Below are 25,956 nucleotides of genomic sequence, written 5' to 3'. Positions count from 1 at the left end.
TCAGATGGGAGGGAACCCTGATGAGATCCAAACTTCTTACCGCTTCGGCTGCGCTTGCGCTGCTGGCAGCCCCGGCGCTGGCTCAGGACAAGCTGAAAATCGGCATGACCTTCCAGGAGCTGAACAACCCCTACTTCGTCTCGATGCAAGAGGCGCTGAAAGAGGCGGCCGCCAGCCTGGGCGCCGAGGTGGTCGTGACCGACGCGGGCCATGACGTCGCCAAGCAGATCTCGGATGTCGAGGACATGCTGCAGCAAAATATCGACATCCTGCTGCTGAATCCCACGGACAGCGCCGGGATCGAGGCCGCGGTGCATGCCGCCAAGGCTGCCGGTGTGACCGTCGTTGCGGTCGATGCGAATGCGAACGGCCCGGTCGACACCTTTGTCGGCTCGAAAAACCGTGATGCGGGCTACATGTCCTGCAAATACCTGGGCGAAACCCTTGAAGGCAAAGGCGAGGTCGCGATCCTTGACGGTATCCCGGTCGTGCCGATCCTGCAGCGCGTCGAGGGCTGCAAGGCCGCGCTGGAAGAGTTCCCGGAAATCAAGCTGGTCGATACGCAGAACGGCCGTCAGGACCGCTCGGTCGCACTGGGTGTGGTCGAGAACATGATCCAGTCGCATCCGAACCTGGCCGGTATCTTTTCGGTGAACGACGGCGGCGCGATGGGTGCTCTGGCTGCGATCCAGGGTTCGGGCAAGGATATCAAGCTGGTGTCGGTCGATGGCGCGCCCGAAGCGATCAAGGCAATCACCGAAGGCGGCCCGTTCATCGAAACCACTGCCCAGTTCCCGCGTGATCAGGTGCGCGTCGGCCTGGCCTTGGCACTGGCCCAGAAATGGGGCGCTCGTGTCGTGCCGAAAGAAGTCCCGATTGATGTTATGGTCGTGGACAAGGAAAACGCGGCTGACTTCAGCTGGTAAGGGTTCCTCCCCGCGCCCGCCCTCGCATCATGCGGGGGCGGGAGTTTTCCCAGCCATTCAGGAGGGCATCATGCTGGAACTGAAGGGAATCCGCAAAAGCTTTGGCAAGATCGAGGTCCTTCACGGCGTCGATCTGGATGTCCGCGCGGGCGAAGTTCATGCCCTTCTGGGCGAGAACGGCGCGGGCAAGTCCACGCTGATGAAGATCCTTTGCGGCATCATCCAGCCCAGCGAGGGCAAGATTCTCATCAACGGGGCTGAACGCCATTTTGCCGATTACGATCAGGCCATCGCTGCCGGGATCGGTATCGTGTTTCAGGAATTCAGTCTGATCCCGTGGCTGGACGCGGTCGAAAACATGTTTCTGGCGCGCGAGATCCGCAACCGCTTTGGCATGTTGAACCGCAAGGCCATGCACAGGCGCGCGGCCGGGATCATGCGCCAGCTTGCGGTTGATGTGCCGCTGGATGTGCCGGTGCATCGCCTGTCGGTGGCCGAGCAGCAATTTGTAGAAATCGCCAAGGCGCTGTCGCTCAATGCCCGGATTCTGGTGCTGGACGAGCCGACCGCGACCCTGACACCCTCTGAGGTCGAGCACCTTTTCAAGGTGATGCGCGAACTGCGCAAACAGGGCGTGGCGATCATCTTTATCTCGCATCACCTCGAAGAAATCTTCGAGATTTGTGACCGTATCACCGTCTTGCGCGACGGCGAATTCGTCGGCTCATGTGCGGTGTCCGGGGTCGATAACGACCGGCTGGTCGAAATGATGGTCGGCCGCCGGATCGAGAATAATTTCCCGGCCAAGGTGCCGGTGCCGTCCCCGGCCCCCGTGGTTATCGACGTTGAGGAGCTGCAACTGAAAAAAGGCGGGCCCGTCTCGCGCTTTCAGCTTCGCAAGGGCGAGATACTGGGGTTTGCCGGGCTGGTCGGTTCGGGTCGTACGGAAACCGTGCTTGCCATGCTGGGCGCCGGGCCAGTGCAGCGTTGCCGGCTGCGCCTGAACGGGACGCAGAAACGCTTTCGCGGCCCTGATGAGGCGCTGGCAGCTGGCATCGGCCTGTTGCCCGAAAGCCGCAAAGAACAGGGGCTGATCACCAGCTTTTCCATCCTGCAAAACGTTTCGCTGAACAATTACGGCAAATATCGCAAGAACCACTGGTTCATCGACCTGAAGAAAGAGCTGGCTGCGACCAGGACCGCCATGGCGCAGGTGCGTGTCAAGGCGCAGGGTCCGCATGCCCGCGTTGACACGCTGTCGGGCGGGAACCAGCAAAAGGTCGTCATTGCCCGCTGGCTGAACCACGACATGCAGGTTTTGATCTTTGACGAGCCGACGCGCGGTATCGACGTCGGCGCCAAGGCCGAGATCTATGCCCTGATGCGCGAATTCACCCAAAAGGGCGGCTCGATCATCATGATCTCATCCGAACTGCCCGAAGTGATCGGCATGTCCGACCGGGTCTGCGTGTTCCGCTCGGGCGGGCTCGTCGCCACGGTCGAGGGCGACCAGATCGAATCCGAAACCATCATGACCCATGCTACGACCGGGAGAGTTGAACATGTCGCATGACGCAAGCACCGGCGCGGCCGGCAAAACCGGCGGCCTGACGCTTGGCCGCCTGCTGCAATCGCCTCTGGCGCTGCCGCTGATCGGGCTGATCGTCGTCTCGATCCTGATGGGGCTGGCCAGCGACAACTTCTTTACCCTCAACAACATCCTCAACGTGCTGCGGCAGGTGTCGGTGGTCGGCATCCTTGCCGTCGGCATGACCTTTGTGATCCTGACCGGTGGGATCGACCTGTCGGTCGGCGCGGTCATGGCGCTGGTCGGCACGCTGAGCGCGGGGATGATGGTGAACATGGGTGTCCCCGCCGCTGCGGCGCTGGCGCTGGGGCTGCTGATCGGCCTTGGCATCGGGCTGGCCAACGGGGTGCTGGTCGCATGGGGCCGGATGCCGGCGATCATCGTGACCCTTGCCACCATGGGCATGGCGCGCGGCCTTGGCCTGATCTACTCGGGCGGCTATCCGATCAGCGGTATCCCCAGCTGGATTTCGTGGTTCGGCGTTGGCCGCATCGGCATCATCCCGGTGCCGGTCGTGATCATGGTGGCGATTTATGCCGTCGCTTGGGTGCTTTTGCAGCGGACCGCCTTTGGCCGCCACGTCTATGCCCTTGGCGGGAACGAGAACGCGGCGCGGCTTTCGGGCGTCAAGACCCAGCGCGTCAAGCTGGCGGTCTATGGCATCTCGGGCCTGACTTCGGCGCTGGCCGCGGTGATTCTGACCGGCCGTCTGATGAGCGGCCAGCCCAACGCAGGCGTGGGGTTCGAACTGGACGCCATCGCTGCCGTGGTTCTGGGCGGCACCGCGATTGCGGGCGGGCGCGGGCTGATCCTTGGCACGCTGATCGGGGCGGTGCTGCTTGGCATCCTGAACAACGGTCTGAACCTTATGGGCATCAACCCCTATCTGCAGGATGTCATCAAGGGCGCGATCATCCTGCTGGCCATCTATATCGGGCGCGAATGGCGCTGAGCCACGCCCAACGAATTGATAAGACAGGAGAACGGAATGTCTGAATCTCTGGACGGGAAAATTGCCGTCATCACTGGCGCGGCTTCTGGGATCGGCCTTGCCACCACTCAGCGCCTGCTGGACCGGGGCGCCACCCTGGTCATGGTGGACTGGAACGAGGCGGCGCTGAACGAGCTCGCCTCCAAACTGGGCGACCGGGTCATCACTCAGGTCACGAACCTGATTGATGAGAAAAGCTGCAATGCCATGATCCCCGAGATTCTGGCAAAGGTCGGACACATCGACATCCTTTACTGCAACGCCGGGACCTATATCGGCGGCGATCTGACCGAGACGACGCCCGAGGCGATCGACCGTATGCTGAACCTCAACGTCAATGCGGTGATGAAGAACGTCCACGCCGTGGTGCCGCATATGACCCAGCGCAAGACCGGCGATATCGTCGTCACCTGCTCGATCGCAGGCCATTTCCCGACCTGGTGGGAGCCGGTCTATTCCGGCTCGAAATGGGCGATCACCAGCTTTGTGCAGGGCATGCGGCGCCAGATGATCCCGCATGGTGTGCGGGTCATGCAGGTCTCGCCCGGGCCGGTGGTTTCGGCGCTGCTTGCCGACTGGCCCGAGGAAAACCTGCGCAAGGCCAAAGAGACGGGCAGCCTGATCGACCCCGAAGAGGTCGCCGATGCGGTCGAATACATGCTGACCCGCAAACGCACCGTGACCATCCGCGACATGCTGGTGCTGCCCACCAACTTTGATCGCGTCTGACCCGCAGGACCCGGAACAGGGGAGGCATCATGGACCAGTATCTGATCGGTATCGACGTCGGCACAGGATCGGCGCGGGCTGGTGTGTTTGACCGCAAGGGCAATCTGATCGCCACAGCCCGCCGCCAGATCGAGATGCACCGCGAACGCGGTATCATCGCCGAACAGTCCAGCGAGCAGGTCTGGCGGGCGGTCTGCGACTCTGTCCGGGAAAGCGTGACCCGTGCCGGGATCGACCCGGCGCAGGTCACGGGCATCGGTTTCGATGCCACCTGCTCTCTGGTCGTGCGGGGCGAGGGTGAGGCGACGCTGCCCGTCGGCGATCCCGCCCACCCTGAGCGTGACATCATCGTCTGGATGGACCATCGCGCCGTCGAACAGGCCGAGCGTATCAACGCCCAGGGCCATGAGGTGCTGAAATATGTCGGCACCCGCATCTCGCCCGAGATGGAGACGCCCAAGCTTTTGTGGCTGCGCGAGAACCGTCCCGAGGTATATGCCGCTGCGGCGCATTTCTTTGATCTTACCGATTTTCTGACCTGGAAAGCGACCGGCGCGCTTGAGCGTTCGGCCTGCACGGTGACCTGCAAATGGACCTATCTTGCCCACGAGGGTCGCTGGGACGCGGATTATTTCCGCCAGATCGGACTTGAGGATCTGGCGGAACAGGGATTTGCCCGTATCGGGGCGCGTGTCGTCGACCCGGGCACCCCGCTTGGTCACGGTCTGACCAAGGCCGCTGCAAGCGCCATGGGGCTGCGCCCGGGGACCGCGGTGGCGGCAGGGCTTATCGACGCCCATGCCGGAGGGGTCGGCACGGTTGCCGCCGGGGGGGATGCGACGACATGCCTTGGCTATGTCTTTGGTACCTCATCCTGCACCATGACGACGACGCGAGAGCCGGCCTTTGTGCCGGGGGTCTGGGGGCCCTATTACTCGGCCATGGTGCCCGGCATGTGGCTGAACGAAGGTGGGCAATCTGCCGCCGGTGCCGCCATCGACCAGCTGGTGCAATTGCATCCGGCCACGGGTGAGGCGTCTGCGCTGGCCGAGGCGGCGGGCAAGTCCTTGCCGCAGTGGCTGGCGGACCGGGCGCTTGAACTTGCGGGCTCGGCCGCCGACGCGGTGCGCCTTGCCGATGAGCTGCATGTTGTGCCCGAGTTCCTGGGCAACCGTGCGCCCTTTGCTGACCCCCATGCCCGCGCCGTCATTATGGGGCAGGGGATGGAGACCGGCCCGGATTCGCTGGTCGCGCTTTACGTCGCCGGCATTTGCGGCCTTGGCTACGGATTGCGCCAGATCATCGAGACCCAGGCCGCCCATGGCGCGCCGGTCGAAACGATCAGCGTCAGCGGTGGTGCGGGTGCGCATCCATTGACGCGGCAGCTTCTGGCTGATGCGACCATGCTGCCGGTCGAGGTGACCGAATGCGCCGAGCCGGTGCTGCTTGGCTCGGCCATGCTTGGGGCGGTGGCGGCGGGTGTCTACCCCGATCTGCATACCGCAATGCCTGCCATGTCGCGTGTCGCCACGCGCTGCGTTCCTGACCCGGCCACCCGCGCGCGGCAAGAGGCGCGCTATGCCGCCTTTCTGGCGCTGCAATCCGTGGCGCGGCAGATCCGCTCGTCGATGGCGGCCCTGCCATCCAACTGAATATGTGAGGAAACATGCAATTCTCGGGCAAGACCGTCATCATCACCGGTGCGGGCAAGGGCATCGGCCGCGCCTGCGCCCAGCTCATGGCCCAGCGTGGGGCCAAGGTCGTGGCATTAAGCCGGACCCAATCCGATCTCGACAGCCTGCGCGATGAATTCGGTGCGCATGGCATCCGCGTCGATCTGGCCGATCCGGCCGCTGCACGTGCCGCGATGGCCGAGGCCGGGACCGCCGACTATCTGATCAACAGCGCCGGTATCAACGTGCTGGAAAGCGTGCTCGACATGACCGAGGCCGGATATGAGGCGGTTTTGGGCATCAACCTGCGCGCGGCGCTGATCTGCTGTCAGGAATTCGCCCGCGCCCGGGTTGCTGCGGGTGGCGGTGGCGCAATCGTCAATATCACCTCGATCGCTGGTCATCGCGGTTTTCAGGACCACTTGTGTTATGCAGCCTCGAAGGCCGGGCTTGAGGGGGCGACCCGTGTGCTGGCCAAGGAACTGGGACCGCATGGCATCCGCGTGAATGCGGTTGCGCCGACCATCACCCTGACCGAACTGGCGGCTGAGGCCTGGTCGGACCCGGCGAAAAGCCAGCCGATGATGGTGCGTCACCCGCTGAACCGCTTTGCCGAGGCCGAAGAGGTCGCGCAGGCCATCGCGCTGCTGCTGTCCTCGGACAGCAGCATGGTGTCGGGCGCGGTGCTGCCCGTGGATGGCGGCTTTCTGGCGGTCTGAAAAATCGCGCGGCAAGGCGGGTTGGTACCGGCTTGCGCCATCAGCATTTTCCCGATTCCCGCGGGTGGCTGCCGAGTGATAAACGAGTGTCGGCGCATCCCAAGCGCATGCCAGGCAGGGCATGACGGGGATGCGCCTTTTTTGTTTTCGATGGCTGCTGGCGGGGGATTTTCTTCGCCCCGTAACGGCTTGGACAGTCAAGATATGCCCTCACCGGTTGCCATAGCGAAGCTGCGGTTTTGCTGAAAAGAGGCACATGCCAGGCAAACGGGCAGCGGCGCGGGGCGCGGCCCGGACGGGGTATGCCGCCCCCATCCCTTATCTACAAGTCGGTTGCATTCTGCGAGGGCCGCCGATTAGTGTCAGGAAACAGAACGAACAAGCAAGGGAACAGGGAGCCCGCATGGTGACTGCGCAGCCCGGCAACGACGCATTCGTCGTTTTTGACCACGTCCAAAAAAGCTATGATGGTCAAACACTTGTCGTAAAGGATCTGAACCTGACCATCGGCAAGGGCGAGTTCCTGACGATGCTCGGCCCCTCGGGTTCGGGCAAGACCACCTGTCTGATGATGCTGGCTGGCTTTGAGACGGCGACGCATGGCGAAATCCGGCTTGATGGCAAAAATATCAACGATGTGCCCCCGCATAAGCGTGGCATCGGCATGGTGTTTCAGAACTACGCGCTTTTCCCCCACATGACGGTGGGAGAGAATCTGTCCTTTCCGCTGGAAGTGCGCGGCATGACCAAGAGCGAGCGCGAATCGCGCATCGCCCGCGCCCTCGACATGGTTCAGATGGGCCAGTTCAAGAACCGTCGCCCGGCCCAGCTTTCAGGCGGGCAGCAGCAGCGTATCGCCCTGGCGCGGGCGCTGGTCTTTGACCCCAAGCTGGTGCTTATGGACGAACCGCTCGGTGCGCTCGACAAGCAGCTGCGCGAGCATATGCAGTTCGAGATCAAGGCACTGCATGACCGTCTGGGCATTACGGTGGTCTATGTCACCCATGATCAGGGCGAGGCGCTGACCATGTCGGACCGTATCGCGGTCTTTAACGACGGCCGTATCCAGCAGCTTGCCCCGCCCGCCGTGCTTTATGAGCAGCCCGAAAACAGCTTTGTCGCCGGTTTTATCGGCGAAAACAATGCGCTGCGCGGCAAGATTGAGCAGCTTCAGGACGATAAGGCGCTGGTGCGGCTGGGCAATGGCGACCTGATCGACGCCACCGCCGTCAACATCCGCGAGACCGGGCAAGAGACCACCGTTTCGATCCGCCCGGAACGGGTCGAATTCAAGCCTGAGCTGATGCCCGCCGGTGCCCATACGCTTGAGGCGCATGTCGTGGACGTGATCTATATGGGCGACATCCTGCGCGCGCGCCTCAAGGTGGCGGGGCAGGACGATTTCGTCATGAAATACCGCAATACCCTTGGCCAGGTGAAGCTGACACCCGGCCAGACGATCCGGATCGGCTGGCATCCCGAAGACGCCCGCGCCCTCGATCCGGTCTGAGTGTGCATCCAGCAAGGAACCACGGAGTTATGATGAAACGCACGTTGATACTGACTTCTGCGCTGATCGCCTTCGCTGCCTCTGCTCAGGCGCAGGACAAGCAGCTGAACCTGCTGTCCTGGGGTGGGGCTTATGGCAACAGCCATGTCCAGGCTTACGTGAAGCCCTTCGAGGCCAAGACCGGCATCAAGGTCGCGGTTTCGGACGCGGACAACCCTGCCACGCCCATCAAGGGCCAGGTCGAGGCTGGTAACGTCACCATCGACGTCGCCTCGGTCGAATATGCCGATGCCGTGCGCCTGTGCGACGAGGGCCTGCTGGAAGAGATCGATTCATCGATCCTGACCGCGGCGGGCGATGGCACTGCCGCTGCCGATGACTTTATCGAAGGCGCGATCACCGACTGTTTCGTCGGCACGGACGTCTATTCGATGATCCTGGCCTATGACGACAGCAAGTTCTCGGACGCGAAACCGGCTGGCCCTGCCGATTTCTTTGACACGGCCAAGTTCCCCGGCAAGCGCACCATGCGCAAGGGTGCCAAGTTCAACCTTGAGCTTGCGCTGATGGCCGATGGCGTCGCCCCCGATCAGGTCTATGAGGTGCTTGGCACCCCCGAAGGCGTGGACCGTGCCTTTGCCAAGCTGGAAACCATCAAGAACGACGTGATCTGGTGGGAAGCCGGCGCCCAGCCTCCGCAGCTTTTGGCGGATGGCGAGGTGACGATGGCCTTTGCTTTCAACGGCCGGATCTTTGACGCTGCACAGAAAGAGGGCAAACCCTTCAAGATCGTCTGGAACGGCCAGATCTATGAGATGGAGGGCTGGGTCGTGCCGAAAGGCGCCCCGAATATCGAGGCGGCCAAGGAATTCATCGCCTTCTCGACCGCGCCTGAACAGCAGGCCCGTGCGGCCGAGTTCATCAGCTACGGTCCGCCGCGCAAATCGGCCGCTGCGCTGGTCGGCAATATCGAAGGCACCGACGTTCCGATGGGGCCGAACCTGCCGACCTTTGCTGACAACATGACCGAGGCGCTGGCCTCGAATCTTGATTTCTGGGTCGATCACGACGCCGAACTGCAAGAGCGTTTCAACGCCTGGCTTGCGGCGAACTGACGCCCCTTTGATCGCCGGCCGCGGCGGGTTTCTCGCCGTGGTCATCCAAAAGCCCGAAACGGGCGCAAGAACGGCCACAAGAGCCGCAAAACCAACGGGAGTAGAACATGAGAACCAGATTGATCCTGACCACGGCCCTTTGTGGCCTGGGTCTTGCGGCTCAGGCTCAGAACCAGGAAGTCAACGTCGTGTCCTGGGGCGGAGCTTATGAAAAGTCGCAGGTCCAGGCCTATAACATGCCCTTTGCCGAAAAGACCGGCATCAAGGTAAACATGATGGCTGCCGACAACCCCGCGACGCCGCTCAAGGCCCAGGTCGAGGCCGGAAATGTCACCGGCGACGTCTTTGACATCGAGGTTTCGGACGCGATCCGCCTGTGCGACGAAGGCGCGCTGGTCGAGATTGACCCCGCCACGCTGCCGCCCGCGCCCGATGGCACCCCGGCCGAACAGGACTTTATCCCCGGCGCGTTGCGCGAATGTGCGGTGGCCAACATCTTTTGGGGCACGCCTATCGCCTTTGACACTACCAAGTTCAGCGGTGAAAAGCCCTCGACGGCAGCGGATTTCTTTGACACCGCGAAATTCCCCGGCAAACGCGGCCTGCCCAAGAACCCCAAGCGCACGCTTTATCTGGCGCTGATCGCTGACGGCGTCGCCCCCGACCAGATATATGAGGCGCTTGGCACGCCCGAGGGCGTGGATCGTGCCTTTGCCAAGCTCGACACCATCAAAAAAGACGTGGTCTGGTGGGAGGCAGGCGCCCAGCCGGTCCAGCTTTTGGCCGATGGCGAGGTGGTGATGACCACTGGCTATAACGGCCGCTTCTTTGACGCCATGGTGGGCGAGGGCAAGCCCTTCGAGATCATCTGGGACGGGCAATACATGGATATGGACATGTTCGCCATTCCCAAGGGCTCACCCAACCCCGAGGCGGCGCTGGAATATCTGAAATTCGCCACCTCGACCGAACAGCTCGCCAATCAGGCGAAATACATTGCCTATGGGCCGTCGCGCAAAAGCTCGGCGGCACTGGTCGGTCTGTATGAGGATGGCAAGACCGAGATGGGTCCGCATATGCCGACCAACGAAGAGCATATGAAGACCGCCGTCATGGACGACCCGGAGTTCTGGGCCGATCATGGTGCCGAACTGACCGAAAGGTTCAACAGCTGGCTTGCCGCCAACTGATCGCATCGCTTTCTGCGGCCCGGCTGGTCCGGGCCGCAGTCCAAGACCAAGGAACGCCTGACGAAGGATTGAGATGGCCAAAGCCCTTGACCCCCATGCCGCCATCGTGACCGAGGCCGCCGGCCCTGACGAAGGCGGCACCTTAAGGACCGCAGACGGTCGACCGCTGAAACAGGCGCTTGTGCGCAGTTCACGGCGCGCACGCCGGCGGGCCTTTCTGCTTGTTCTGCCGCTTTTGCTGTTCATTCTGATCACCTTTGTGGTGCCGATTGGGCAGATGCTGCAACGTTCGGTCAAGAATGACGGCTTTTCGGCCAATATGCCCAGTCTCAGCGCGTGGTTTCACGAAAACCCGCGCGGCACCGAGCCTGACGATGCGGCTTGGGCGGCGCTGGCCGAGGATCTGCAGGCGGCGGCCAAGGCGCGTACCATCGGCGTGGTCGGCACCCGTATCAACTATGATATGCCCGGCACGCGTTCGCTGTTCACCTCGGCAGGGCGCAAGGCCCGTTCGGGTATCGAGCCGCCCTACAAAGAGGCCATCCTTGAGATGGACCAGAAATGGGGCGATCCGAAACTATGGTCGGTGATGCGCGAGGCATCCTCGCCCTATACCTCGAATTTCTATCTGGCGGCGGTAGACCGCACCCGTGACGAACAGGGCAATATCGTCTCGGCTCCGGCGCAACAGCAGATCTATGTCAAACTGTTCATGCGCACCTTTTGGCTGTCGCTGGTCATCACCTTCATGACCTTCCTGCTGGGCTTTCCGATCGCGCATCTGCTGGCCACCCTGCCGATGCGCAGATCAAACCTGCTGATGATCCTGGTGCTTTTGCCCTTCTGGACCTCGCTGCTGGTCCGGACGACCGCGTGGATGGTGCTGTTGCAGCAGCAAGGCGTGGTCAATGATGTCCTTGTCTGGCTGGGGGTGATCGGCAACAGCCAGCGGCTACAGATGATCTTTAACCAGACGGGCACCATTATTGCGATGACGCATATCCTGCTGCCCTTCATGATCCTGCCGCTTTATTCGGTGATGCGGACCATCAACCCCTCTTACGTCCGCGCGGCCCGCAGCCTTGGTGCAACCAGCTGGACTGCATTCCGCCGGATCTATTTCCCGCAGACCCTGCCGGGGCTGGGGGCGGGGGCGTTGCTCGTCTTTATCCTTGCGGTCGGCTATTACATCACGCCGGCGCTGGTTGGCGGATCGTCGGGTCAGCTGATCTCGAACATGATCGCCATGCATATGACGCAGACGCTGAACTGGTCGATGGCTGCGGCCCTTGCCGCGCTGCTGCTGGCCGGAGTGCTGGTGCTTTACTGGGTCTATGACCGTCTTGTCGGCATCGACAATCTGAAGCTTGGGTGATCGCCATGGCTCTTCCTACCTATGCCTCTCCGCTGGAAAAAATCTGGCATTACGCATATCTGGTGATCTGCGCGGCGATCTTTTTCTTTCTGATCGCGCCGATCGTGGTGGTGATCCCGCTATCGTTCAACGCCGAGCCCTATTTCACCTTTACTGACAAGATGTTGTCCTTTGACCCCGACGGCTATTCGCTGCGCTGGTATGACAGCCTCTTGACCTTTGGCATGGCGCGACCTGATGCGCCGCGCGACCTCAGCTGGTGGGCGGATGCCTGGCACAATGCCAAATGGGTGAATGCGGCGAAAAGCTCGATCATCATCGGCGTATTCTCGACGCTGATCGCCACTGTCCTGGGGACGCTGGCCGCGCTGGGTCTGTCACGGCCCGAGATGCCGTGGCGGCGTGCGATCATGGCGATCCTGATCTCGCCCATGATCGTGCCGATCATCATTACCGCGACGGGGATGTTCTTCTTTTACTCGAACCCCTGCGAACCTCTGAGCTGGCTTGGACTGAACCCGGAATGCGGACGGCTGGCCGGGACATATCTGGGCGTGATCCTGGCCCATGCGACGCTGGGGATTCCCTTTGTCATCATTACCGTGACCGCGACGCTGATCGGTTTTGACCAGTCGCTGAACCGTGCGGCGGCAAGTCTTGGCGCCAACCCGCGTACGACGTTCTTTCGCATCACCATGCCGCTTATCCTGCCGGGCGTGATCTCGGGGGCACTATTTGCCTTTGTCACCTCGTTTGACGAGGTCGTGGCGGTCCTGTTCATCGCTGGTCCGGATCAGCAGACCATCCCGCGCCAGATGTGGAACGGTATTCGCGAACAGATTTCGCCTGCGATCCTTGCGGTAGCAACGCTGCTGGTGATTTTTTCGATTGCGCTATTGACCACGGTCGAGCTGTTGCGACGCCGGTCCGAGCGGCTGCGCGGCCTGACCCCGCGGTAAAGATAAGCGCCGCCCCAAGGGGCGGCGTTTTCATATCAGGGCAGGGCGCCCAGCCAGAACCACACAGTCACGATCGACAACCCCGTCGCTACCAGCACCGCCGAGGCTGACACGCGTTTCGCCACCCCGTAAAGCGCAGCAAAAAGATAGGCGTTGACCCCGGGCGGCATTGCTGCGGTAACGACGGCCGAACGCATCTCGGCGATGCTGAGGGCAAAGAGCTTGCCCAGCCCGAAAGTCACTGCCGGGTGCAACAGGAGTGAGCCAAAGCAGCACAGCGCAATCGCCCGCATCTCGCCTTCGGGGCGGTAGCGGTAAAGAATACCCCCCAGTCCAAAGAGGGCGGCGGGCAGGGCGGCGCTGGACATCATCGTGACCGCGGCCCAGAAACCGTCGGGCATGACCAGTCCGGCAAGGCCCATCAGGTTCATGGCAAAGCCGCACAGAATGCCGATCACCAAAGGCGTGTGCAAAACCCCCGACAGTGCGCGTAGCGCCACCCGGCCCAGAGGCAGGTTCTGGCCCTGTGCGCGGGCGAACTCCATCGCCGTGATGCCAAACGTGTAAAGCAGCGGCGAATGGATCGAGATGATGGTAAAGTTGCCCACCAGCGCCTCGGCCCCATAGGCGCGCTCGGTGATCGGCACGCCAAGCAGCAGCGAGTTTGAAAACAGGCAGACAAAGCCGATGGCGATGGCGTCCTCGACCGGGCGCCTCAGCCAATAGCGCGCCAGTGCAACGCCCAGCAGAAAGGACAGGATCGCGCCACAGTAAAAAGCCAAAAGCAGCAGCGGGTTGTAATTCGCCCCCAGATCCAGCCTGGCGATGGCTGAAAACAGCAGCACCGGCAGGGCAAAGTTCTGGGCAAAGCGCATCACGCCATCGACCGCCACCTCGGTCAGCCATTTGCGCCAGCAGACCAGATAGCCAAAGCCGACGACCAGAAAGACCGGCAGGATGACGTCGAAAAGCGCGGTCATGTCAGTTCGATCTGCATCCCATCATAAGCGGGGACCACGTTATCAGGGGTCTCGGCCATCACGGCGTCATAATCCAGGTCGATGTGCATATTGGTCACCACACCTTGCACACAGCCCGAACGGACCAGCCATTCCAGCGTCAGCGCCAGATGGGCATGGCTTGGATGCGGCGTGCGGCGCAGCGCATCGCAGATAAAGACCTCGCACCCCTTGATGACCGACCAGGCCTCTTCGGGGATCGACAGCACATCGGGCAGATAGATAAGGCTTTGTCCGTTGCCGCCGATACGAAAGCCAAGCGCGTCGATATCACCGTGATTGACCGTAAAAGGCGTGACCTCAATCGGGCCGCCAGCGCCTTGGACGGCAAAGGGGCCGCGGATCGGGTAAAGGTCGCAGATCGGCGGATAAGAGGATCCCAAAGGCGTCTCGAACGCATAACCAAACCGGGTTTTCAAAGCCTCGGTCGTCTGTGCATCCGCCCAGACCGGCAAGCGACTGCCGATATTAAATACGATCTGACGCAGGTCGTCGATCCCATGGGTATGATCGGCATGGGCGTGGGTATAGGCGACGGCGTCAAGCTCGGCCACGCCGGCATCAAGCAGTTGCGGCACCAGATCGGGGCCCGTGTCGATCAACAGCCGGGTGGCGCCGTCCTGGCCAACACGCTCGACCAGCAGCGAGCAGCGGCGCCGCCGGTTGCGCGGATTATCCGGGTTGCACTCGCCCCAGCGATTGCCCAGCCGCGGCACCCCGCCCGAGGAACCGCAGCCAAGGATCGTGGCCCGGATCATGCCACGGCCTTGCTGAACAGCCGCTCGAAGTTCTGTGAGGTAAGGCGTGCGAACTCTGCCTCGGTCATTCCCAGAAGGTCGGCCCCGACCTTTGCGGTGTGGACGACATAGGCCGGTTCATTGCGCTTGCCGCGATAGGGTGGGGGGGCGAGGTAAGGCGCGTCAGTCTCAACCAGGATACGGTCCTGAGGCGCGGCGGCGAAAATCTCGCGGATCCCGGTCGAGCGCGGAAAAGCCGCGATCCCTGACATGGACAGGTAAAAGCCGATCTCCAGCGCCGCACGGGCCAGTTCCGGCCCGCTGGTATAGCAATGCATGACGCCGGTAAACGCGCCGGTACGGTACTCTTCGGTCAGGATGCGTGCCATATCTTCATCGGCATCACGCGAGTGGATGATCAGTGGCAGGCCGGTGCGGCGTGCAGCCTCGATGTGGATGCGCAGGCTTTCAGCCTGAACGGCGGCGCTGTCGGCGGTATAGTGATAATCCAGTCCAGTCTCGCCAATGCCGACGAATTTCGGATGTGCGGAAAGCGCCACCAGTTCATCAACCGTGACCAGCGGCTCTTCGGCGGCATACATCGGGTGGATGCCGGCTGCGTAAAATACGCCGGGATAGGCCTCGGCGATGGCGCGCACGGCCGGCTCTTTGTACATCCGGGTGCAGATCGTGACCATGCGGATCACGCCAGCGGCCTGGGCGCGTGCAATCAGATCGGCCTGTTCGCCGTCAAAGTCGGGGAAATCCAAGTGGCAATGGCTGTCCACCAGGAGGGGAAGGTCAGGTTCGGACATGGCAGATTCCGTCAGACGGCGGGCTGGTTGGCAAGCCCGATCAGCATATCCAACACCAGCGCGGAAGGGTCAAGGTTGACCGACCTGCCGGCCCGGGCGCGGGCAGAGAGTTCGGCCTGTGCGCCCGCCCAAAGCCGGGCCGCCACAGCATCGGGCGAGATGCGGCGCAGGACCTCGGTCTCACCCTTGGCTGCCTCGGGCAGAGGTGCGCCCAGCAGGCCAGCTCGTGCCGCCCGGGTCAGGAAACGGTCAAGCAGGGTGACCACCAGATCAAAGGGATCGCCCTCGGCCCCCGCGCGGCCTGCTGCCAGTTCGGCAAGCGCTGCGGCAGCGCGGCGGTCCATGCGCGGGTAATCAGCAAAAAGCCCGACGATGCGCTGATAGACCTCTAGCCCATCCTGACCCGCCAGCCGCAGCGCCTCGCCAATCGAACCGCCTGACAGGGCCGACAGCTGTGCCGCGTCGTGGTCAAGGCCCAGATCCTGCAAAACCTGCCCCATATCCTCGGGGCTGAGCGGATGCAGCCGCAGTTCGCGGCAACGTGAGCGGATGGTCGGCAAAAGCCGCGCAGGCTGATGCGCGATAAGCAGCAGGGTCGAATCCTGCGGCGGCTCTTCCAGCAGCTTTAACAGCGCATTGGCTGCGGCCTGATTCATCTCATCCGCCGCATCGATGATGGCGACGCGATGGCCGCCCTCGGCCGCGCTCAGGTGGAAAAAGCTCTGTAAACGGCGGATCTCATCCACGGTGATTTCTGCCCGCAGGCGCTGGGTTTTCTCATCAACCGGGCGGCGGACAAGAAGCAGGCGCGGCTCGGACAGGGCGCGGATGCGCCGGATAATCGGGTCCTCGGGGTGGGTGGACAGGTCCGGGGTGTCAGCGCCGCTCAGCAACCATTTGGCGACATTCCAGGCAAGGGTGGCTTTGCCCGTTCCCCTGGGGCCTGAGATCAGCCAGGCATGATGCAGCCGTTGGGCCCGGGCAGCGGCGATGAAGTCGGCAATCGCAGCATCCTGCCCAATGACGCGGGTGGCCTCACGCGGGTGGGGTGCGCCGGGTACGCGATCCGGTTCGGGAAGCGTCTCGTCGCTGGCGGCGGGTCTGCTCATGTCAGCGCCGCCAGAACGCGGGTGGCAACCTCATCCTCGCTGCCGCTGCCATCTATGACACGGATACGTTCGGGCGCCTCGGCGGCAAGGGTCAGGAAACCCTCACGCAGCTTTTTCTGAAAGGTCAGGCCAAAGGTTTCAAACCGGTCCTCGGGGCCGCCGCGCGCTTGCCCACGTGTCAAGGAAACCTCGGGGTCGATGTCGATGATAAAAGTCAGGTCCGGCTCGATGCCGATGGTCAGCCGGTGCAGCTCTTCGACAAGTTGGCGCAGATCGGCCCGCACGAGTCCCTGATAGACACGGGTGGAATCGGCAAAGCGGTCGGTAATAACCCAAGCGCCGCGGGCGCGCGCCGGGCGGATCAGCCGTTCCACATGGTCTCGGCGTGCGGCGGTAAAGAGCAAAAGCTCGGTTTCAGGGGACCAGCGTTCGCCGCGGCCCTCGACCAGCAGACGGCGGATTTCCTCGGCGCCCTCACTGCCGCCGGGTTCGCGGGTCAACACCACCTCGGTGGCGCGCGCCGCCAAAGTCTGGGCAAGCCGCCGCGCCTGCGTCGATTTCCCTGATCCGTCTATGCCCTCGAAACTGATGAACATGCTTGGGGAGCGGCCTCAGTTCCGCACGGCTTTATAAGCTTTTTCGCCCAGACGCATGGCGGCGCCCTGCATCCGGCCCAGGACCCCGGTGCGGGCGACATCGCTTGCGGCCAAAAGCGGCAAACGCGACTGCCCGGCGCCGGGGATGGTCACGACCAGCTCACCCAAGCGGTCACCCTGGGTGATCGGTGCCTCGATGGGGCCACGAAACACTGCCTCGGCGGTGACGCCGGATTGCGAGCCGGCCGGGATCAGCACCTTGACGCCATCGGCGGTGGTCAGGCCAACCCTGCTTTTGCTGCCAAGCCAGACCGGAGCTTGGGCAACAATCTCACCCTTGGGGACGATGGTTTTCATGGTGAACTGGCGATAGGCCCAGTTGACGATACGCTCGGCCTCTTCGGCGCGGGCCTTTTCGCTGGGAAGGCCCGTGATCACAAAAATCACGCGGCGGTCACCCTGAACCGCCGAGCCGACAAGGCCATAGCCCGCCTCTTGGGTATGGCCGGTTTTCAGCCCGTCCGCGCCGATGCCAAGCTTGAGCAGCGGGTTGCGGTTAAAGCGGTTTGCCGGGGCGCGATTGTCAAAGCGGAATTCCTCGATGGCAAAATTCCTGTAAAGCTCGGGGAAGTCGCTGATCAGGTGCTGTGCCAGAATACCCAGATCATGTGCGGACATGCGGTGACGGGGATCGGGCCAGCCCGAGGCATTGGCAAAGGTCGATTGGGTCAGCCCCAACTGCCGGCCGCGTTCGGTCATCTGACGGGCAAAAGCTTCTTCGGTGCCGGCAAGCCCCTCGGCCACCACAACGCAGGCATCATTGCCGGAAAGCACGATGATGCCCTTGATCAGCTCTTCGACCGTGGGGCGGTCCTGTTCGTTCAGGAACATGGTCGAACCCTGCATCTGCCGGGCCTTGGTCGAGACGGGCAGGCGGGTATCCAGCTGTACCCGACCCTCATGCAGGGCCTCGAACAGCATATAGATGGTCATCAGCTTGGACATCGAGGCCGGGGGCAGGGCCTCATCGGCATTCTTTTCCATCAACACGGTGCCGGTCGCCACATCATAGACCCAGGCCGCGCGGGCATTGGTGTCGAAAGCCCGCGCCGGCAGAGCTAGCATCATGACCAGAGCGAGGATGTGAAGTGTCAGAGCGCGCATGGATTGTCCTTGACCTGTCGCCTTTGGGCCATGGTTACCCCAGCCGGTCGAAACCCGCAACGCCACCCGGCCATTCGTGCCGCGCAATTGAACAGGAAACAGAGCCCTTTGGCCCTGAGCCTAGTAGCTGCGGATCAACCCGACGAGGCGGCCCTGGATGCGTACCTTGTCTTCGGGCAGGACGCGGGTTTCATAAGCAGAGTTCGCGGCCTCAAGCGCGATCATGCCGCCCTTGCGGCGGAAACGCTTCAGCGTCACTTCCTGGCTTTCGATCAGCGCCACCACGATATCGCCATTATCGGCAATGTCCTGTTCACGGATCACCACCACATCGCCATCGTTAATCCCGGCCTCGATCATCGAGTCGCCGCGCACTTCAAGCGCATAGTGACGATCCTGACCTGCGAGCATTGAGCCCGGCACGGCGATGTGATGTGAGATTTCCGAGATCGCCTCGATCGGAACACCGGCGGCGATGCGGCCCATCACCGGCAGCTCAACAGCCGAGGCCGCAACATCCATCGCGCCGCGCGGCAGGGGGCCGGGCCGACCGGGGGCCGATCCGTCGATCACACGGGGTTGAAAACCCGTGCCTTTGCTAAGGGTGTCGGGCAGGCGGACGATTTCCAGTGCCCGCGCGCGATGGGGCAGGCGGCGGATGAAACCACGCTCCTCCAGCGCGGTCACAAGCCTGTGGATCCCCGATTTGGAGCGCAGGTCCAGCGCCAGCTTCATCTCGTCAAAAGAGGGTGGAACCCCGTCGCGGGCCATGCGCGCCTGAATGAACTCAAGAAGCTGGATCTGTTTCTTTGTCAGCATGCCTTGCCCCCGATCTGCTGCGGCGCCACCATGTTCATTGAATGTTCTAGCGCAGGTCCTGTGTTGCGTCAATCTTTATGGCGATTCGGGTAAATGGCCGGTTAACGCTGCTGGAGCGGCAGGTAATTTACCCGCTCTCCGGCCTTGCGTGCGGGATCATCTGCGGGGCGGATCAGCAGCGCATCAGCCTGGGCGAGTACCCACAGCCGCGCGGAATCCTGGTCGGCAAAGGGTTCGATCACGGGTATACCGTCGCCCGCCGACAGCTGCGCCCGCAGGTAGTGTTGACGATTTCCTTCGGGGGGCAGATCGCGCCCCAGCACCGCCTGCAGCGGCTCGGGGCCCGGTGGCAGGCCCTGTATGGCGCGGATCAGTGGCTGCATGAAGAGTTTTGCGCAAACCACGGCAGAGACGGGGTTTCCGGGCAGACCCAGCATGGCCGCATTGGCGATCCGCCCGGCCATCAGCGGTTTGCCGGGCCGCATGGCAAGCTTATAAAAAGCGCGTTCCATGCCAAGATCGGCTGCAACCTTGGCGATCAGGTCGTGATCTCCGACCGAGGCTCCGCCAATGGTGACGATCAGGTCGCAGCCCTCGGCCTCGGCAAAGCGATCGCGCAGGCTTTCCTCGGTGTCGCGGGCAAGAGGCAGGACGATTGGCTCGGCCCCCGCCTCGCGCGCCAATGCAGCGATGGCGATGTCGTTCGAACTGATGATCTGGCCCGGCGCGGGGTCAGAACCGGGGCGCACAAGCTCATCCCCACCTGCCAATACGGCGATGCGGGGGCGGCGTGCGACCGTCAGACGAGGCACGTTCATTGCAGCGAGCAACGCCAGATCTGCCGGGCGCAGCGGGCGGGCGGGCTGGAACTCGTGACCTTCGGCAAAGTCGTTTCCGCGTGCACGGATATTCAGGTTCTGGCCGGCATCCGCGACGGTGATCTGGTCCTCATCACGGGTAACGATTTCCTGCATGACAACACGGTCATAACCCGCCGGGACCGGGGCGCCGGTAAAGATGCGAATGGCGGTCCCAGGCGCGGGTTCACCCTGCCAAGGCTGACCAGCGGCGGCGGTTCCGATCACGGATAGCGGGCCGGGAAGGTCGGCCGAACGCAGCGCATATCCATCCATGGCTGCGGCATCAAAAGGGGGCTGCGTCAGCCGCGCAACGGCGGGCGCGATCATGGCGCGGCCAAGCGCATGTTCCAGCGCAATCTGCTCAGGTTCGGGCGGGCGGGCAAGGGCCAGAACGCGGGCGCGGGCTTCTTCGACGCTGATCATGGTTTCCCCCTTTCAGGGCGCGCGAAAATCGCCGGACTTGCCACCTGTTTTCGAGAGCAGGCGGATGCTTTCGATACGCATGTCCTTTTGCGCGGCCTTGAGCATGTCATAAACCGTCAGACAGGCGGTCGAGACAGCGGTCAGCGCCTCCATCTCGACGCCGGTCTTGCCGGTGGTGCGGACGGTGGCGGTGACCCGGATGCCGGGCAGCGCGGGTTCGGCCACAAGATCGACCGAGACCTTGGTAATCGGCAGCGGATGGCAAAGCGGGATCAGATCCGAGGTCCGCTTGGCCCCCATGATCCCGGCAAGCCGCGCAACGCCCATCACATCGCCCTTGGCCGCGCCACCCTGAGCCAGCGCCAGTGTTCCGGCTGACATCAGCACCACCCCCTCGGCCACCGCCTCGCGCGTTGTTTCGGGCTTTTGCGAGACATCGACCATATGGGCCTGTCCCTGAGCGTCGAAATGGGTCAGGCTCATGCCGCGAGGCCCAGGATGTTGCGGGTGGCGCCGGTGACGTCCTCTTGCCGCATCAGGCTTTCGCCGATGAGGAAACGGCGCACCCCGGCCTCGGCCATACGGTCAAGGTCGGCGGGCGTGAACAGCCCGCTTTCGCACACTAAATCACGGTCGGCGGGCACATGCGGCGCCAGATCCAGCGTCGTGTTCAGGCTGACCTCAAAGGTCTTGAGATTGCGGTTGTTCACCCCGATCAGCGGGGATTTCAGCCTTAGCGCGCGGTCGAGTTCGGCGCGGTCATGCACCTCGATCAGCGCGTCCATACCCCAGTGAAAGGCCGCGTCCTGCAATTCAGCGGCCAGCACATCATCGACCGAGGCCATGATGATCAGGATACAATCCGCCCCCCAGGCGCGGGCTTCGGCCACCTGATAGGTATCGTACAGGAAATCCTTGCGCAGCACAGGCAGATCACAGGCCGCGCGCGCGGCGGTCAGAAACTCCGGCGCGCCCTGAAAGCTGGGGGCGTCGGTCAGAACCGAAAGGCAGGCCGCGCCACCTTTCTGATAGGCGCGGGCCAGGGCTGGCGGGTCGAAATCGGGTCGGATCAGACCCTTTGAGGGGCTGGCCTTTTTGATCTCGGCGATCAGCGCATGGCCGGTCTCGGCCTTTTCACTCAGCGCACGGGCAAACCCCCGGGGGGCGCCGGCGGCGCGGGCGGCGGCCTCAATCCCTGCCAGCGGCCGGGCGGCCTTGGCGGCTGCGATTTCTTCAAGCTTATAGGACTTGATGCGGTCAAGAATATCCATGGTTCAGCTTTACCCCGCAGCGGCGGTTTCGGAAAGGGCCCAGTCGATGCCGGGCTGGCCTTGGGCTTGCAGCCAGTCGTTCACCTGGCTGAAGGGGCGCGAGCCGAAAAAGCCCCGCCGCGCCGACAGGGGCGAGGGATGGGCGCTTTCGATCACCAGATCCTGTGGGCGCGGCAGCCCGGCCAGTGCCTTTTGTGCATGTCCGCCCCAAAGGATAAAGGCCAAGGGACGGACCTGTTGCGCGCGGGCGACGGCCTGACGCGCCAGCCTGTCCCAGCCCCATTTTGCATGTGCCCCGGCCTGACCGGGCGGCACGGAAAGCGAGGTGTTGAGCAGCAGCACCCCGGCCCTTGCCCAATGGCTCAGGTCGCCGTTTGCAGGTGCTGCGCCGATATCCTCGCGTATCTCGGCATAGATGTTTTTCAGTGAGCGTGGCAGCGCGGTTTCCGGCGTTACCGAAAAGGCCAGCCCGTTCGCATGGCCGGGCGTGGGGTAGGGGTCTTGCCCCAGGATGACCACCCGCACATTTTCAGGCGGCGTCAGCTCAAGCGCCGCAAAGACCCGCGCGGGACCCGGCAGCCAGTCATGGCCGCGCAGCCGGGCGGCGATACCCGGCCAGTCCTGTCGAAAGAATGGCAGATCGGCCCATGCGCGGGGGGAGGCGATATCCTCAGTCATGCGGTTCGGGCGGGGCGCCGACCTCGGCTGCCAGCGCGGCAAGCTTGGCCTTGGCCTTGCCGCTGTCGATCGAGTCGCGGGCGATCTCGACCCCTTCCCGCAGATCGGCGGCCTTGCCCGCGATCAGCAGCGCAGCCGAGGCGTTCAGCAATACCGCATCGCGGTAGGCCCCCGCAGCGCCCTCAAGCAGCGCCCTCAGTGCGGCGGCATTCTCGGCAGGCTCTCCGCCCAGAATCGCCTCAAAGGGGTGGATCGGCAGGCCTGCGTCCTCGGGCGTGATCTCGAATTCGGTGATCTCGCCGTCCTTGAGCTGCGCAACCCAGGTCGGCGCAGCAATCGAGATTTCATCCGTGCCGTCGCCGCCATGCACCAGCCATGCGCATTCCGAGCCAAGCGTGCGCAGCGTCTCAGCCATCGGACGGTTCCAGACCTTATCGAACGTCCCGGTAAGCTGACGTTTGACAAGGCCGGGGTTCGTCATCGGCCCCAGCAGGTTAAAGATCGTCCGCGTCCCCAGTTCGGCCCGTGCGGGGCCAACATGGCGCATGGCCGGGTGATGCACCGGGGCCATCATGAAGCAGATCCCCGTTGTCGCCAAAGCATGCTCGGCAATCTCGGGGGTGGACATCACATTCAGTCCCAGATGGGTCAGCGCGTCCGCCGAGCCGGATTTTGAGGACAGGTTGCGATTACCGTGCTTGGCAACCGGTACGTCTGCGCCTGCGACGACAAAGGCCGTGGCGGTCGAGATGTTCAGCGTGCCCTTACCGTCGCCGCCGGTCCCGACGATGTCGACAGCCCCTTCGGGGGCGTCGATGCGGTTCATGCGGGCGCGCATGGCGCGGGTCGCGGCGGCCATTTCCTCGACCGTTTCGCCGCGCACGCGCATCGCCATCAGCAGCCCGCCGATCTGGGCGGGGGTGGCGGCACCTTCGAACAGCGCGGAAAAGGCGGCCTCGGCCTCGGCCCCGGTCAGCGGGCGGGTGGCGGCAAGGCCGATCAGCGGGCGGATGTCGGTGCGTGCGGCCTTCATTCGGCGGCGTCCACATTCTGGCAGCGGCGCAGGAAATTGCGGATCATGTCGTGACCGTATTCCGAGGCGATGCTTTCGGGGTGGAACTGCACGCCCTCGACCGGCAGGGTCTTGTGCATCAGTCCCATGATGGTGCCATCCGCTGCGGTGGCGGTGACGCTCAGGCAGTCGGGCAGGCTTTCCGGTTCGACCGCGAGCGAGTGATAGCGCGTCGCGGTCAGTGGCGAAGGCAGCCCGGCAAAGACGCCGATGCCCTGATGCGTGATGGCGTCGGTTTTGCCATGAACGATGCGGCAGGCGCGCACGACTTTGCCGCCGAATGCCTCACCGATGGCCTGATGACCAAGGCAGACACCCAAAAGCGGTACGCCCTTTTCTGCTGCTGCCTGGATCAGCGGTACGATGATCCCTGCTTGCGACGGGGTGCAGGGCCCGGGCGAGATCACGATTCCCTGTGCCCCCATGGTCAGCGCCTCGTCCACGCTCAGCACGTCGTTGCGGCGGACGACGACCTCGGCCCCGGCCTCGCCCATGTAATGGACAAGGTTCCAGGTAAAGCTGTCGTAATTGTCGATGAGCAGGATCATGGCGGGCGCCTTGCATTGGGGGGTGAACCCCGGAAAGTCTGCGGCTATAGATGGTCCAAAGCCTTGCGGCCGGTCAAGACCGCGGGGCAAGAAAAACCTTGCCGGGCATATGCAGCTTGGCATTAAGGCGGCGTAGGGCAAGGACTGGGCAAGGACTGGGCGGGGGCATGGCAAAAGGGTTTGCGTCAGGTCTGGTTCATGGCGTGCTGGTCTGCGCAGCGGGGCTGGCGGCGCTGTCCCTGACCTTGCCGCAACCTCCGCGCCCCAAGGCAGCCGCCGATCCCGGCCCCGCAGTCGAGGCGTTGTCCGTCCCGGCTGGATCGGAATTTTCACGCGCCAGCGATATGGAACCCGAGGCCCCGGCGCCCCTGACCGCCGAGGCTGCACGGCCCGCCGTGCCGCAGGTCGGGCGTCCGGCGGACGAGACCGCGCCTGCGGCTGCCGATCCGGTCAGCCTGCGCCCCGATACCCCGGCCGAGGCACCCGCCGCGCCCGAGATCGCATTGCCCGAGCCCGATCCGATCGACCTGCCTGAACCGGCGGGCGAGGCGCCGATTCCCGTGCCGCCGCCCGGTCAGGTTGTGGTGCCGGGCCTCGACCGTGCGCCCGAAAGGGCATTGTTTGCCCCCGCGCCCCCGACCGATGCGTCACCGGCAAGCGATACGCCTGCCGCCCCGGGCCAGCCCGCCGACGAACCGCCGACGGTTGAGGCTGCTGCCAATCCCGATTCGCAGCCACCCATTTCAGATCCCGAGCCTCAACACCGCGCCGCGCCTGCGCCCGGATCGGGTTTCGATCTGTCCCTTCCGCCCGATTTCGATGCCCTGCACCTGACTGAATAAGCCCATGCTGCCCCTGAACCCAGCCCTTGCCGCTACCTTTCGTCCGCCCGTGATGGAGGCGCGGCGCTGGCTTGAGGGGCTTAGCCTGCCTGCCGGGCTGCCTTTGATCAATCTAAGTCAGGCCGCCCCGGTCGAACCCCCGCCCGAGCCCCTGCGCCGGGCGATGGCTCAGGCGGCGCTGGAGCAGCCAGACGCGCATCTTTACGGTCCCGTCCTTGGCCGGGCCGAGCTGCGCGAGGCGGTGGCGGGCGAATGGTCGCGTGCTTATCATGCCACGATCCAGCCCGGTCAGGTTGCAATCACCCAGGGCTGCAATCAGGCGTTTTGTGCAGCGATCCTGACGCTGGCCGCCGCGGGGGATGAGGTGATTCTGCCCACGCCCTGGTACTTCAACCACAAGATGTGGCTGGACATGCAGGGCATCCGCGCGGTGCCGCTGCATTGCGGCCCGGATATGATCCCCGAGGCCAGCGCGGCCGCGCGGCTGATTTCGGACCGCAGCCGGGCCATTGTGCTGGTCAGCCCCAACAACCCCTCGGGTGCCGAATACCCGGCCGAGACCTTGCGCGCCTTTTGCGAGCTGGCCCGTTCGCGCGGCCTCGCGCTGATCCTGGATGAGACCTACCGCGATTTCGATGCGCGTGAGGGCGCACCGCATGATCTTTTCTCTGATCCCGACTGGGGCGATACGCTGATCCACCTTTACAGCTTTTCCAAAGCATATCGCCTGACAGGTCATCGCATCGGGGCGTTGATCGCCAGCGCCACCCGTATGATCGAGGTGGAAAAGGTGCTGGATACGCTGGCGATCTGCGCCAGCCAGATTGGTCAGATCGGCGCGGCCTGGGGCATGGCCCATCTGCGCGACTGGCTGGCGGGTGAGCGGGCCGAGATTCTTGCCCGGCGCGCCGCCATGGCCGAGGGGATGGCACAGCTGTCAGGCTGGCGCATCAAGGGCTGCGGCGCCTATTTCGCCTGGGCCGAGCATCCCTACGACCTGTCGTCGCCGGAACTGGCGCAACGCCTGCTGTACAAGGTGGGGGTGCTGCTTTTGCCCGGCACGATGTTCATGCCCGAGGGCGATCCTGATGCCGCGCGCCATGTCCGCATCGCATTTGCCAATGCTGACCGTGAAGGCATCGCAGCACTGATCGGGCGGCTTGAGAGCTTTCGCCCCTGATCACCTTCCGACCCGAATGTGACCGCCAGGAGGCCGGGCAGGGCGTCG

General features: G+C 63.6%; 26 protein-coding genes. 13 read left to right on the top strand and 13 right to left on the bottom strand.

Annotation, left to right across the window (positions count from 1 at the left end; all coding sequences use genetic code 11):
- Positions 1-20: 20 nt before the first annotated feature.
- From M511_RS02090 to M511_RS02040, 11 genes are all read left to right on the top strand, one after another.
- Positions 21-926, top strand: coding sequence for an ABC transporter substrate-binding protein (locus M511_RS02090; RefSeq protein WP_010392747.1), 906 nt, complete (start codon positions 21-23; stop codon positions 924-926).
- 70 nt (positions 927-996) lie between these two features.
- Positions 997-2,499: a sugar ABC transporter ATP-binding protein gene (locus tag M511_RS02085; protein WP_085501238.1), complete on the top strand. Its 1,503-nt coding sequence runs from the start codon at positions 997-999 to the stop codon at positions 2,497-2,499.
- On the top strand, positions 2,489-3,466 hold the full coding sequence (locus tag M511_RS02080; protein WP_010392743.1) for an ABC transporter permease: 978 nt from the start codon (positions 2,489-2,491) through the stop codon (positions 3,464-3,466). Before M511_RS02085 ends, M511_RS02080 begins: the two co-directional genes overlap by 11 nt.
- A gap of 36 nt (positions 3,467-3,502) precedes the next feature.
- Positions 3,503-4,234, top strand: a complete 732-nt coding sequence (locus M511_RS02075) for an SDR family oxidoreductase (protein ID WP_085501237.1) — start codon at positions 3,503-3,505, stop codon at positions 4,232-4,234.
- A gap of 29 nt (positions 4,235-4,263) precedes the next feature.
- The gene (locus M511_RS02070; protein ID WP_085501236.1) at positions 4,264-5,886 is read left to right on the top strand and encodes an FGGY-family carbohydrate kinase; all 1,623 of its coding nucleotides are present in this window, start codon (positions 4,264-4,266) and stop codon (positions 5,884-5,886) included.
- 14 nt (positions 5,887-5,900) lie between these two features.
- Positions 5,901-6,626, top strand: coding sequence for an SDR family oxidoreductase (locus tag M511_RS02065; RefSeq protein ID WP_085501235.1), 726 nt, complete (start codon positions 5,901-5,903; stop codon positions 6,624-6,626).
- 403 nt (positions 6,627-7,029) lie between these two features.
- On the top strand, positions 7,030-8,136 hold the full coding sequence (locus tag M511_RS02060; protein ID WP_040601657.1) for an ABC transporter ATP-binding protein: 1,107 nt from the start codon (positions 7,030-7,032) through the stop codon (positions 8,134-8,136).
- Between the two features lie 32 nt (positions 8,137-8,168).
- Positions 8,169-9,251 (top strand): ABC transporter substrate-binding protein, encoded by a 1,083-nt coding sequence (locus M511_RS02055; RefSeq protein ID WP_085501295.1) that lies wholly within the window; start codon positions 8,169-8,171, stop codon positions 9,249-9,251.
- Positions 9,252-9,358: 107 nt separating this feature from the next.
- Positions 9,359-10,441: an ABC transporter substrate-binding protein gene (locus M511_RS02050; RefSeq protein ID WP_029371376.1), complete on the top strand. Its 1,083-nt coding sequence runs from the start codon at positions 9,359-9,361 to the stop codon at positions 10,439-10,441.
- Positions 10,442-10,514: 73 nt separating this feature from the next.
- Complete coding sequence (locus tag M511_RS02045) at positions 10,515-11,816, top strand: ABC transporter permease (protein WP_085501234.1); 1,302 nt, start codon at positions 10,515-10,517, stop codon at positions 11,814-11,816.
- A 5-nt stretch (positions 11,817-11,821) separates the two neighbouring features.
- Entirely contained in the window at positions 11,822-12,775 is a 954-nt protein-coding gene (locus M511_RS02040) for an ABC transporter permease (protein WP_029371373.1), read from the top strand.
- Positions 12,776-12,810: 35 nt separating this feature from the next.
- On the opposite strand, the gene M511_RS02035 is transcribed toward M511_RS02040, so the two are convergent.
- The 13 genes from M511_RS02035 to M511_RS01975 all read right to left on the bottom strand — a co-directional run bounded on the left by M511_RS02035 (position 12,811) and on the right by M511_RS01975 (position 23,886).
- Positions 12,811-13,755, bottom strand: a complete 945-nt coding sequence (locus M511_RS02035) for an AEC family transporter (protein WP_085501233.1) — start codon at positions 13,753-13,755, stop codon at positions 12,811-12,813.
- Positions 13,752-14,552 (bottom strand): MBL fold metallo-hydrolase, encoded by an 801-nt coding sequence (locus M511_RS02030; RefSeq protein ID WP_085501232.1) that lies wholly within the window; start codon positions 14,550-14,552, stop codon positions 13,752-13,754. Before M511_RS02030 ends, M511_RS02035 begins: the two co-directional genes overlap by 4 nt.
- Positions 14,549-15,346, bottom strand: a complete 798-nt coding sequence (locus M511_RS02025) for a TatD family hydrolase (RefSeq protein ID WP_010392721.1) — start codon at positions 15,344-15,346, stop codon at positions 14,549-14,551. The genes M511_RS02030 and M511_RS02025 overlap by 4 nt, the downstream gene beginning before the upstream one ends.
- A gap of 11 nt (positions 15,347-15,357) precedes the next feature.
- Positions 15,358-16,455 (bottom strand): DNA polymerase III subunit delta', encoded by a 1,098-nt coding sequence (locus M511_RS02020; RefSeq protein WP_085501231.1) that lies wholly within the window; start codon positions 16,453-16,455, stop codon positions 15,358-15,360.
- A complete protein-coding gene (tmk, locus tag M511_RS02015; RefSeq protein WP_010392716.1) occupies positions 16,452-17,051 on the bottom strand; it encodes a dTMP kinase in 600 nt (199 codons plus the stop codon). The genes M511_RS02020 and tmk overlap by 4 nt, the downstream gene beginning before the upstream one ends.
- Positions 17,052-17,066: 15 nt before the next feature.
- Entirely contained in the window at positions 17,067-18,215 is a 1,149-nt protein-coding gene (locus tag M511_RS02010) for a D-alanyl-D-alanine carboxypeptidase family protein (protein WP_010392714.1), read from the bottom strand.
- Positions 18,216-18,335: 120 nt separating this feature from the next.
- Positions 18,336-19,034, bottom strand: coding sequence for a transcriptional repressor LexA (lexA, locus tag M511_RS02005; protein WP_085501230.1), 699 nt, complete (start codon positions 19,032-19,034; stop codon positions 18,336-18,338).
- Between the two features lie 101 nt (positions 19,035-19,135).
- Positions 19,136-20,317 (bottom strand): molybdopterin molybdotransferase MoeA, encoded by a 1,182-nt coding sequence (locus tag M511_RS02000; RefSeq protein WP_085501229.1) that lies wholly within the window; start codon positions 20,315-20,317, stop codon positions 19,136-19,138.
- 12 nt (positions 20,318-20,329) lie between these two features.
- Positions 20,330-20,800, bottom strand: a complete 471-nt coding sequence (gene moaC / locus M511_RS01995) for a cyclic pyranopterin monophosphate synthase MoaC (protein WP_010392706.1) — start codon at positions 20,798-20,800, stop codon at positions 20,330-20,332.
- Positions 20,797-21,588, bottom strand: coding sequence for an indole-3-glycerol phosphate synthase TrpC (trpC, locus tag M511_RS01990; RefSeq protein WP_085501228.1), 792 nt, complete (start codon positions 21,586-21,588; stop codon positions 20,797-20,799). Before trpC ends, moaC begins: the two co-directional genes overlap by 4 nt.
- Before the next feature lie 9 nt (positions 21,589-21,597).
- Entirely contained in the window at positions 21,598-22,266 is a 669-nt protein-coding gene (locus tag M511_RS01985; protein ID WP_085501227.1) for a uracil-DNA glycosylase, read from the bottom strand.
- Positions 22,259-23,299, bottom strand: a complete 1,041-nt coding sequence (gene trpD, locus M511_RS01980; protein ID WP_085501226.1) for an anthranilate phosphoribosyltransferase — start codon at positions 23,297-23,299, stop codon at positions 22,259-22,261. The genes M511_RS01985 and trpD overlap by 8 nt, the downstream gene beginning before the upstream one ends.
- Complete coding sequence (locus M511_RS01975) at positions 23,296-23,886, bottom strand: anthranilate synthase component II (protein WP_085501225.1); 591 nt, start codon at positions 23,884-23,886, stop codon at positions 23,296-23,298. The genes trpD and M511_RS01975 overlap by 4 nt, the downstream gene beginning before the upstream one ends.
- A gap of 167 nt (positions 23,887-24,053) precedes the next feature.
- Here M511_RS01975 and M511_RS01970 point away from each other — a divergent pair, with 167 nt between their 5' ends.
- Positions 24,054-24,728, top strand: a complete 675-nt coding sequence (locus tag M511_RS01970; protein WP_085501224.1) for a hypothetical protein — start codon at positions 24,054-24,056, stop codon at positions 24,726-24,728.
- 4 nt (positions 24,729-24,732) lie between these two features.
- Positions 24,733-25,908 (top strand): aminotransferase, encoded by a 1,176-nt coding sequence (locus M511_RS01965; RefSeq protein ID WP_085501223.1) that lies wholly within the window; start codon positions 24,733-24,735, stop codon positions 25,906-25,908.
- Positions 25,909-25,956 lie beyond the last annotated feature (48 nt).

The sequence above is a fragment of the Paracoccus sp. J56 genome (assembly GCF_019633685.1).
Classification (GTDB): domain Bacteria; phylum Pseudomonadota; class Alphaproteobacteria; order Rhodobacterales; family Rhodobacteraceae; genus Paracoccus; species Paracoccus kondratievae.
Note: the sequence above shows the minus strand (reverse complement) of the source record. Positions and strands in the feature narration are given on the sequence as shown.

Coding starts and splice junctions, on each gene's coding strand:
- M511_RS02090 (WP_010392747.1), top strand. CDS start 21: ATGAGATCCAAACTTCTTACCGCTTCGGCTGCGCTTGCGCTGCTGGCA.
- M511_RS02085 (WP_085501238.1), top strand. CDS start 997: ATGCTGGAACTGAAGGGAATCCGCAAAAGCTTTGGCAAGATCGAGGTC.
- M511_RS02080 (WP_010392743.1), top strand. CDS start 2,489: ATGTCGCATGACGCAAGCACCGGCGCGGCCGGCAAAACCGGCGGCCTG.
- M511_RS02075 (WP_085501237.1), top strand. CDS start 3,503: ATGTCTGAATCTCTGGACGGGAAAATTGCCGTCATCACTGGCGCGGCT.
- M511_RS02070 (WP_085501236.1), top strand. CDS start 4,264: ATGGACCAGTATCTGATCGGTATCGACGTCGGCACAGGATCGGCGCGG.
- M511_RS02065 (WP_085501235.1), top strand. CDS start 5,901: ATGCAATTCTCGGGCAAGACCGTCATCATCACCGGTGCGGGCAAGGGC.
- M511_RS02060 (WP_040601657.1), top strand. CDS start 7,030: ATGGTGACTGCGCAGCCCGGCAACGACGCATTCGTCGTTTTTGACCAC.
- M511_RS02055 (WP_085501295.1), top strand. CDS start 8,169: ATGAAACGCACGTTGATACTGACTTCTGCGCTGATCGCCTTCGCTGCC.
- M511_RS02050 (WP_029371376.1), top strand. CDS start 9,359: ATGAGAACCAGATTGATCCTGACCACGGCCCTTTGTGGCCTGGGTCTT.
- M511_RS02045 (WP_085501234.1), top strand. CDS start 10,515: ATGGCCAAAGCCCTTGACCCCCATGCCGCCATCGTGACCGAGGCCGCC.
- M511_RS02040 (WP_029371373.1), top strand. CDS start 11,822: ATGGCTCTTCCTACCTATGCCTCTCCGCTGGAAAAAATCTGGCATTAC.
- M511_RS02035 (WP_085501233.1), bottom strand. CDS start 13,755: ATGACCGCGCTTTTCGACGTCATCCTGCCGGTCTTTCTGGTCGTCGGC.
- M511_RS02030 (WP_085501232.1), bottom strand. CDS start 14,552: ATGATCCGGGCCACGATCCTTGGCTGCGGTTCCTCGGGCGGGGTGCCG.
- M511_RS02025 (WP_010392721.1), bottom strand. CDS start 15,346: ATGTCCGAACCTGACCTTCCCCTCCTGGTGGACAGCCATTGCCACTTG.
- M511_RS02020 (WP_085501231.1), bottom strand. CDS start 16,455: ATGAGCAGACCCGCCGCCAGCGACGAGACGCTTCCCGAACCGGATCGC.
- tmk (WP_010392716.1), bottom strand. CDS start 17,051: ATGTTCATCAGTTTCGAGGGCATAGACGGATCAGGGAAATCGACGCAG.
- M511_RS02010 (WP_010392714.1), bottom strand. CDS start 18,215: ATGCGCGCTCTGACACTTCACATCCTCGCTCTGGTCATGATGCTAGCT.
- lexA (WP_085501230.1), bottom strand. CDS start 19,034: ATGCTGACAAAGAAACAGATCCAGCTTCTTGAGTTCATTCAGGCGCGC.
- M511_RS02000 (WP_085501229.1), bottom strand. CDS start 20,317: ATGATCAGCGTCGAAGAAGCCCGCGCCCGCGTTCTGGCCCTTGCCCGC.
- moaC (WP_010392706.1), bottom strand. CDS start 20,800: ATGAGCCTGACCCATTTCGACGCTCAGGGACAGGCCCATATGGTCGAT.
- trpC (WP_085501228.1), bottom strand. CDS start 21,588: ATGGATATTCTTGACCGCATCAAGTCCTATAAGCTTGAAGAAATCGCA.
- M511_RS01985 (WP_085501227.1), bottom strand. CDS start 22,266: ATGACTGAGGATATCGCCTCCCCCCGCGCATGGGCCGATCTGCCATTC.
- trpD (WP_085501226.1), bottom strand. CDS start 23,299: ATGAAGGCCGCACGCACCGACATCCGCCCGCTGATCGGCCTTGCCGCC.
- M511_RS01975 (WP_085501225.1), bottom strand. CDS start 23,886: ATGATCCTGCTCATCGACAATTACGACAGCTTTACCTGGAACCTTGTC.
- M511_RS01970 (WP_085501224.1), top strand. CDS start 24,054: ATGGCAAAAGGGTTTGCGTCAGGTCTGGTTCATGGCGTGCTGGTCTGC.
- M511_RS01965 (WP_085501223.1), top strand. CDS start 24,733: ATGCTGCCCCTGAACCCAGCCCTTGCCGCTACCTTTCGTCCGCCCGTG.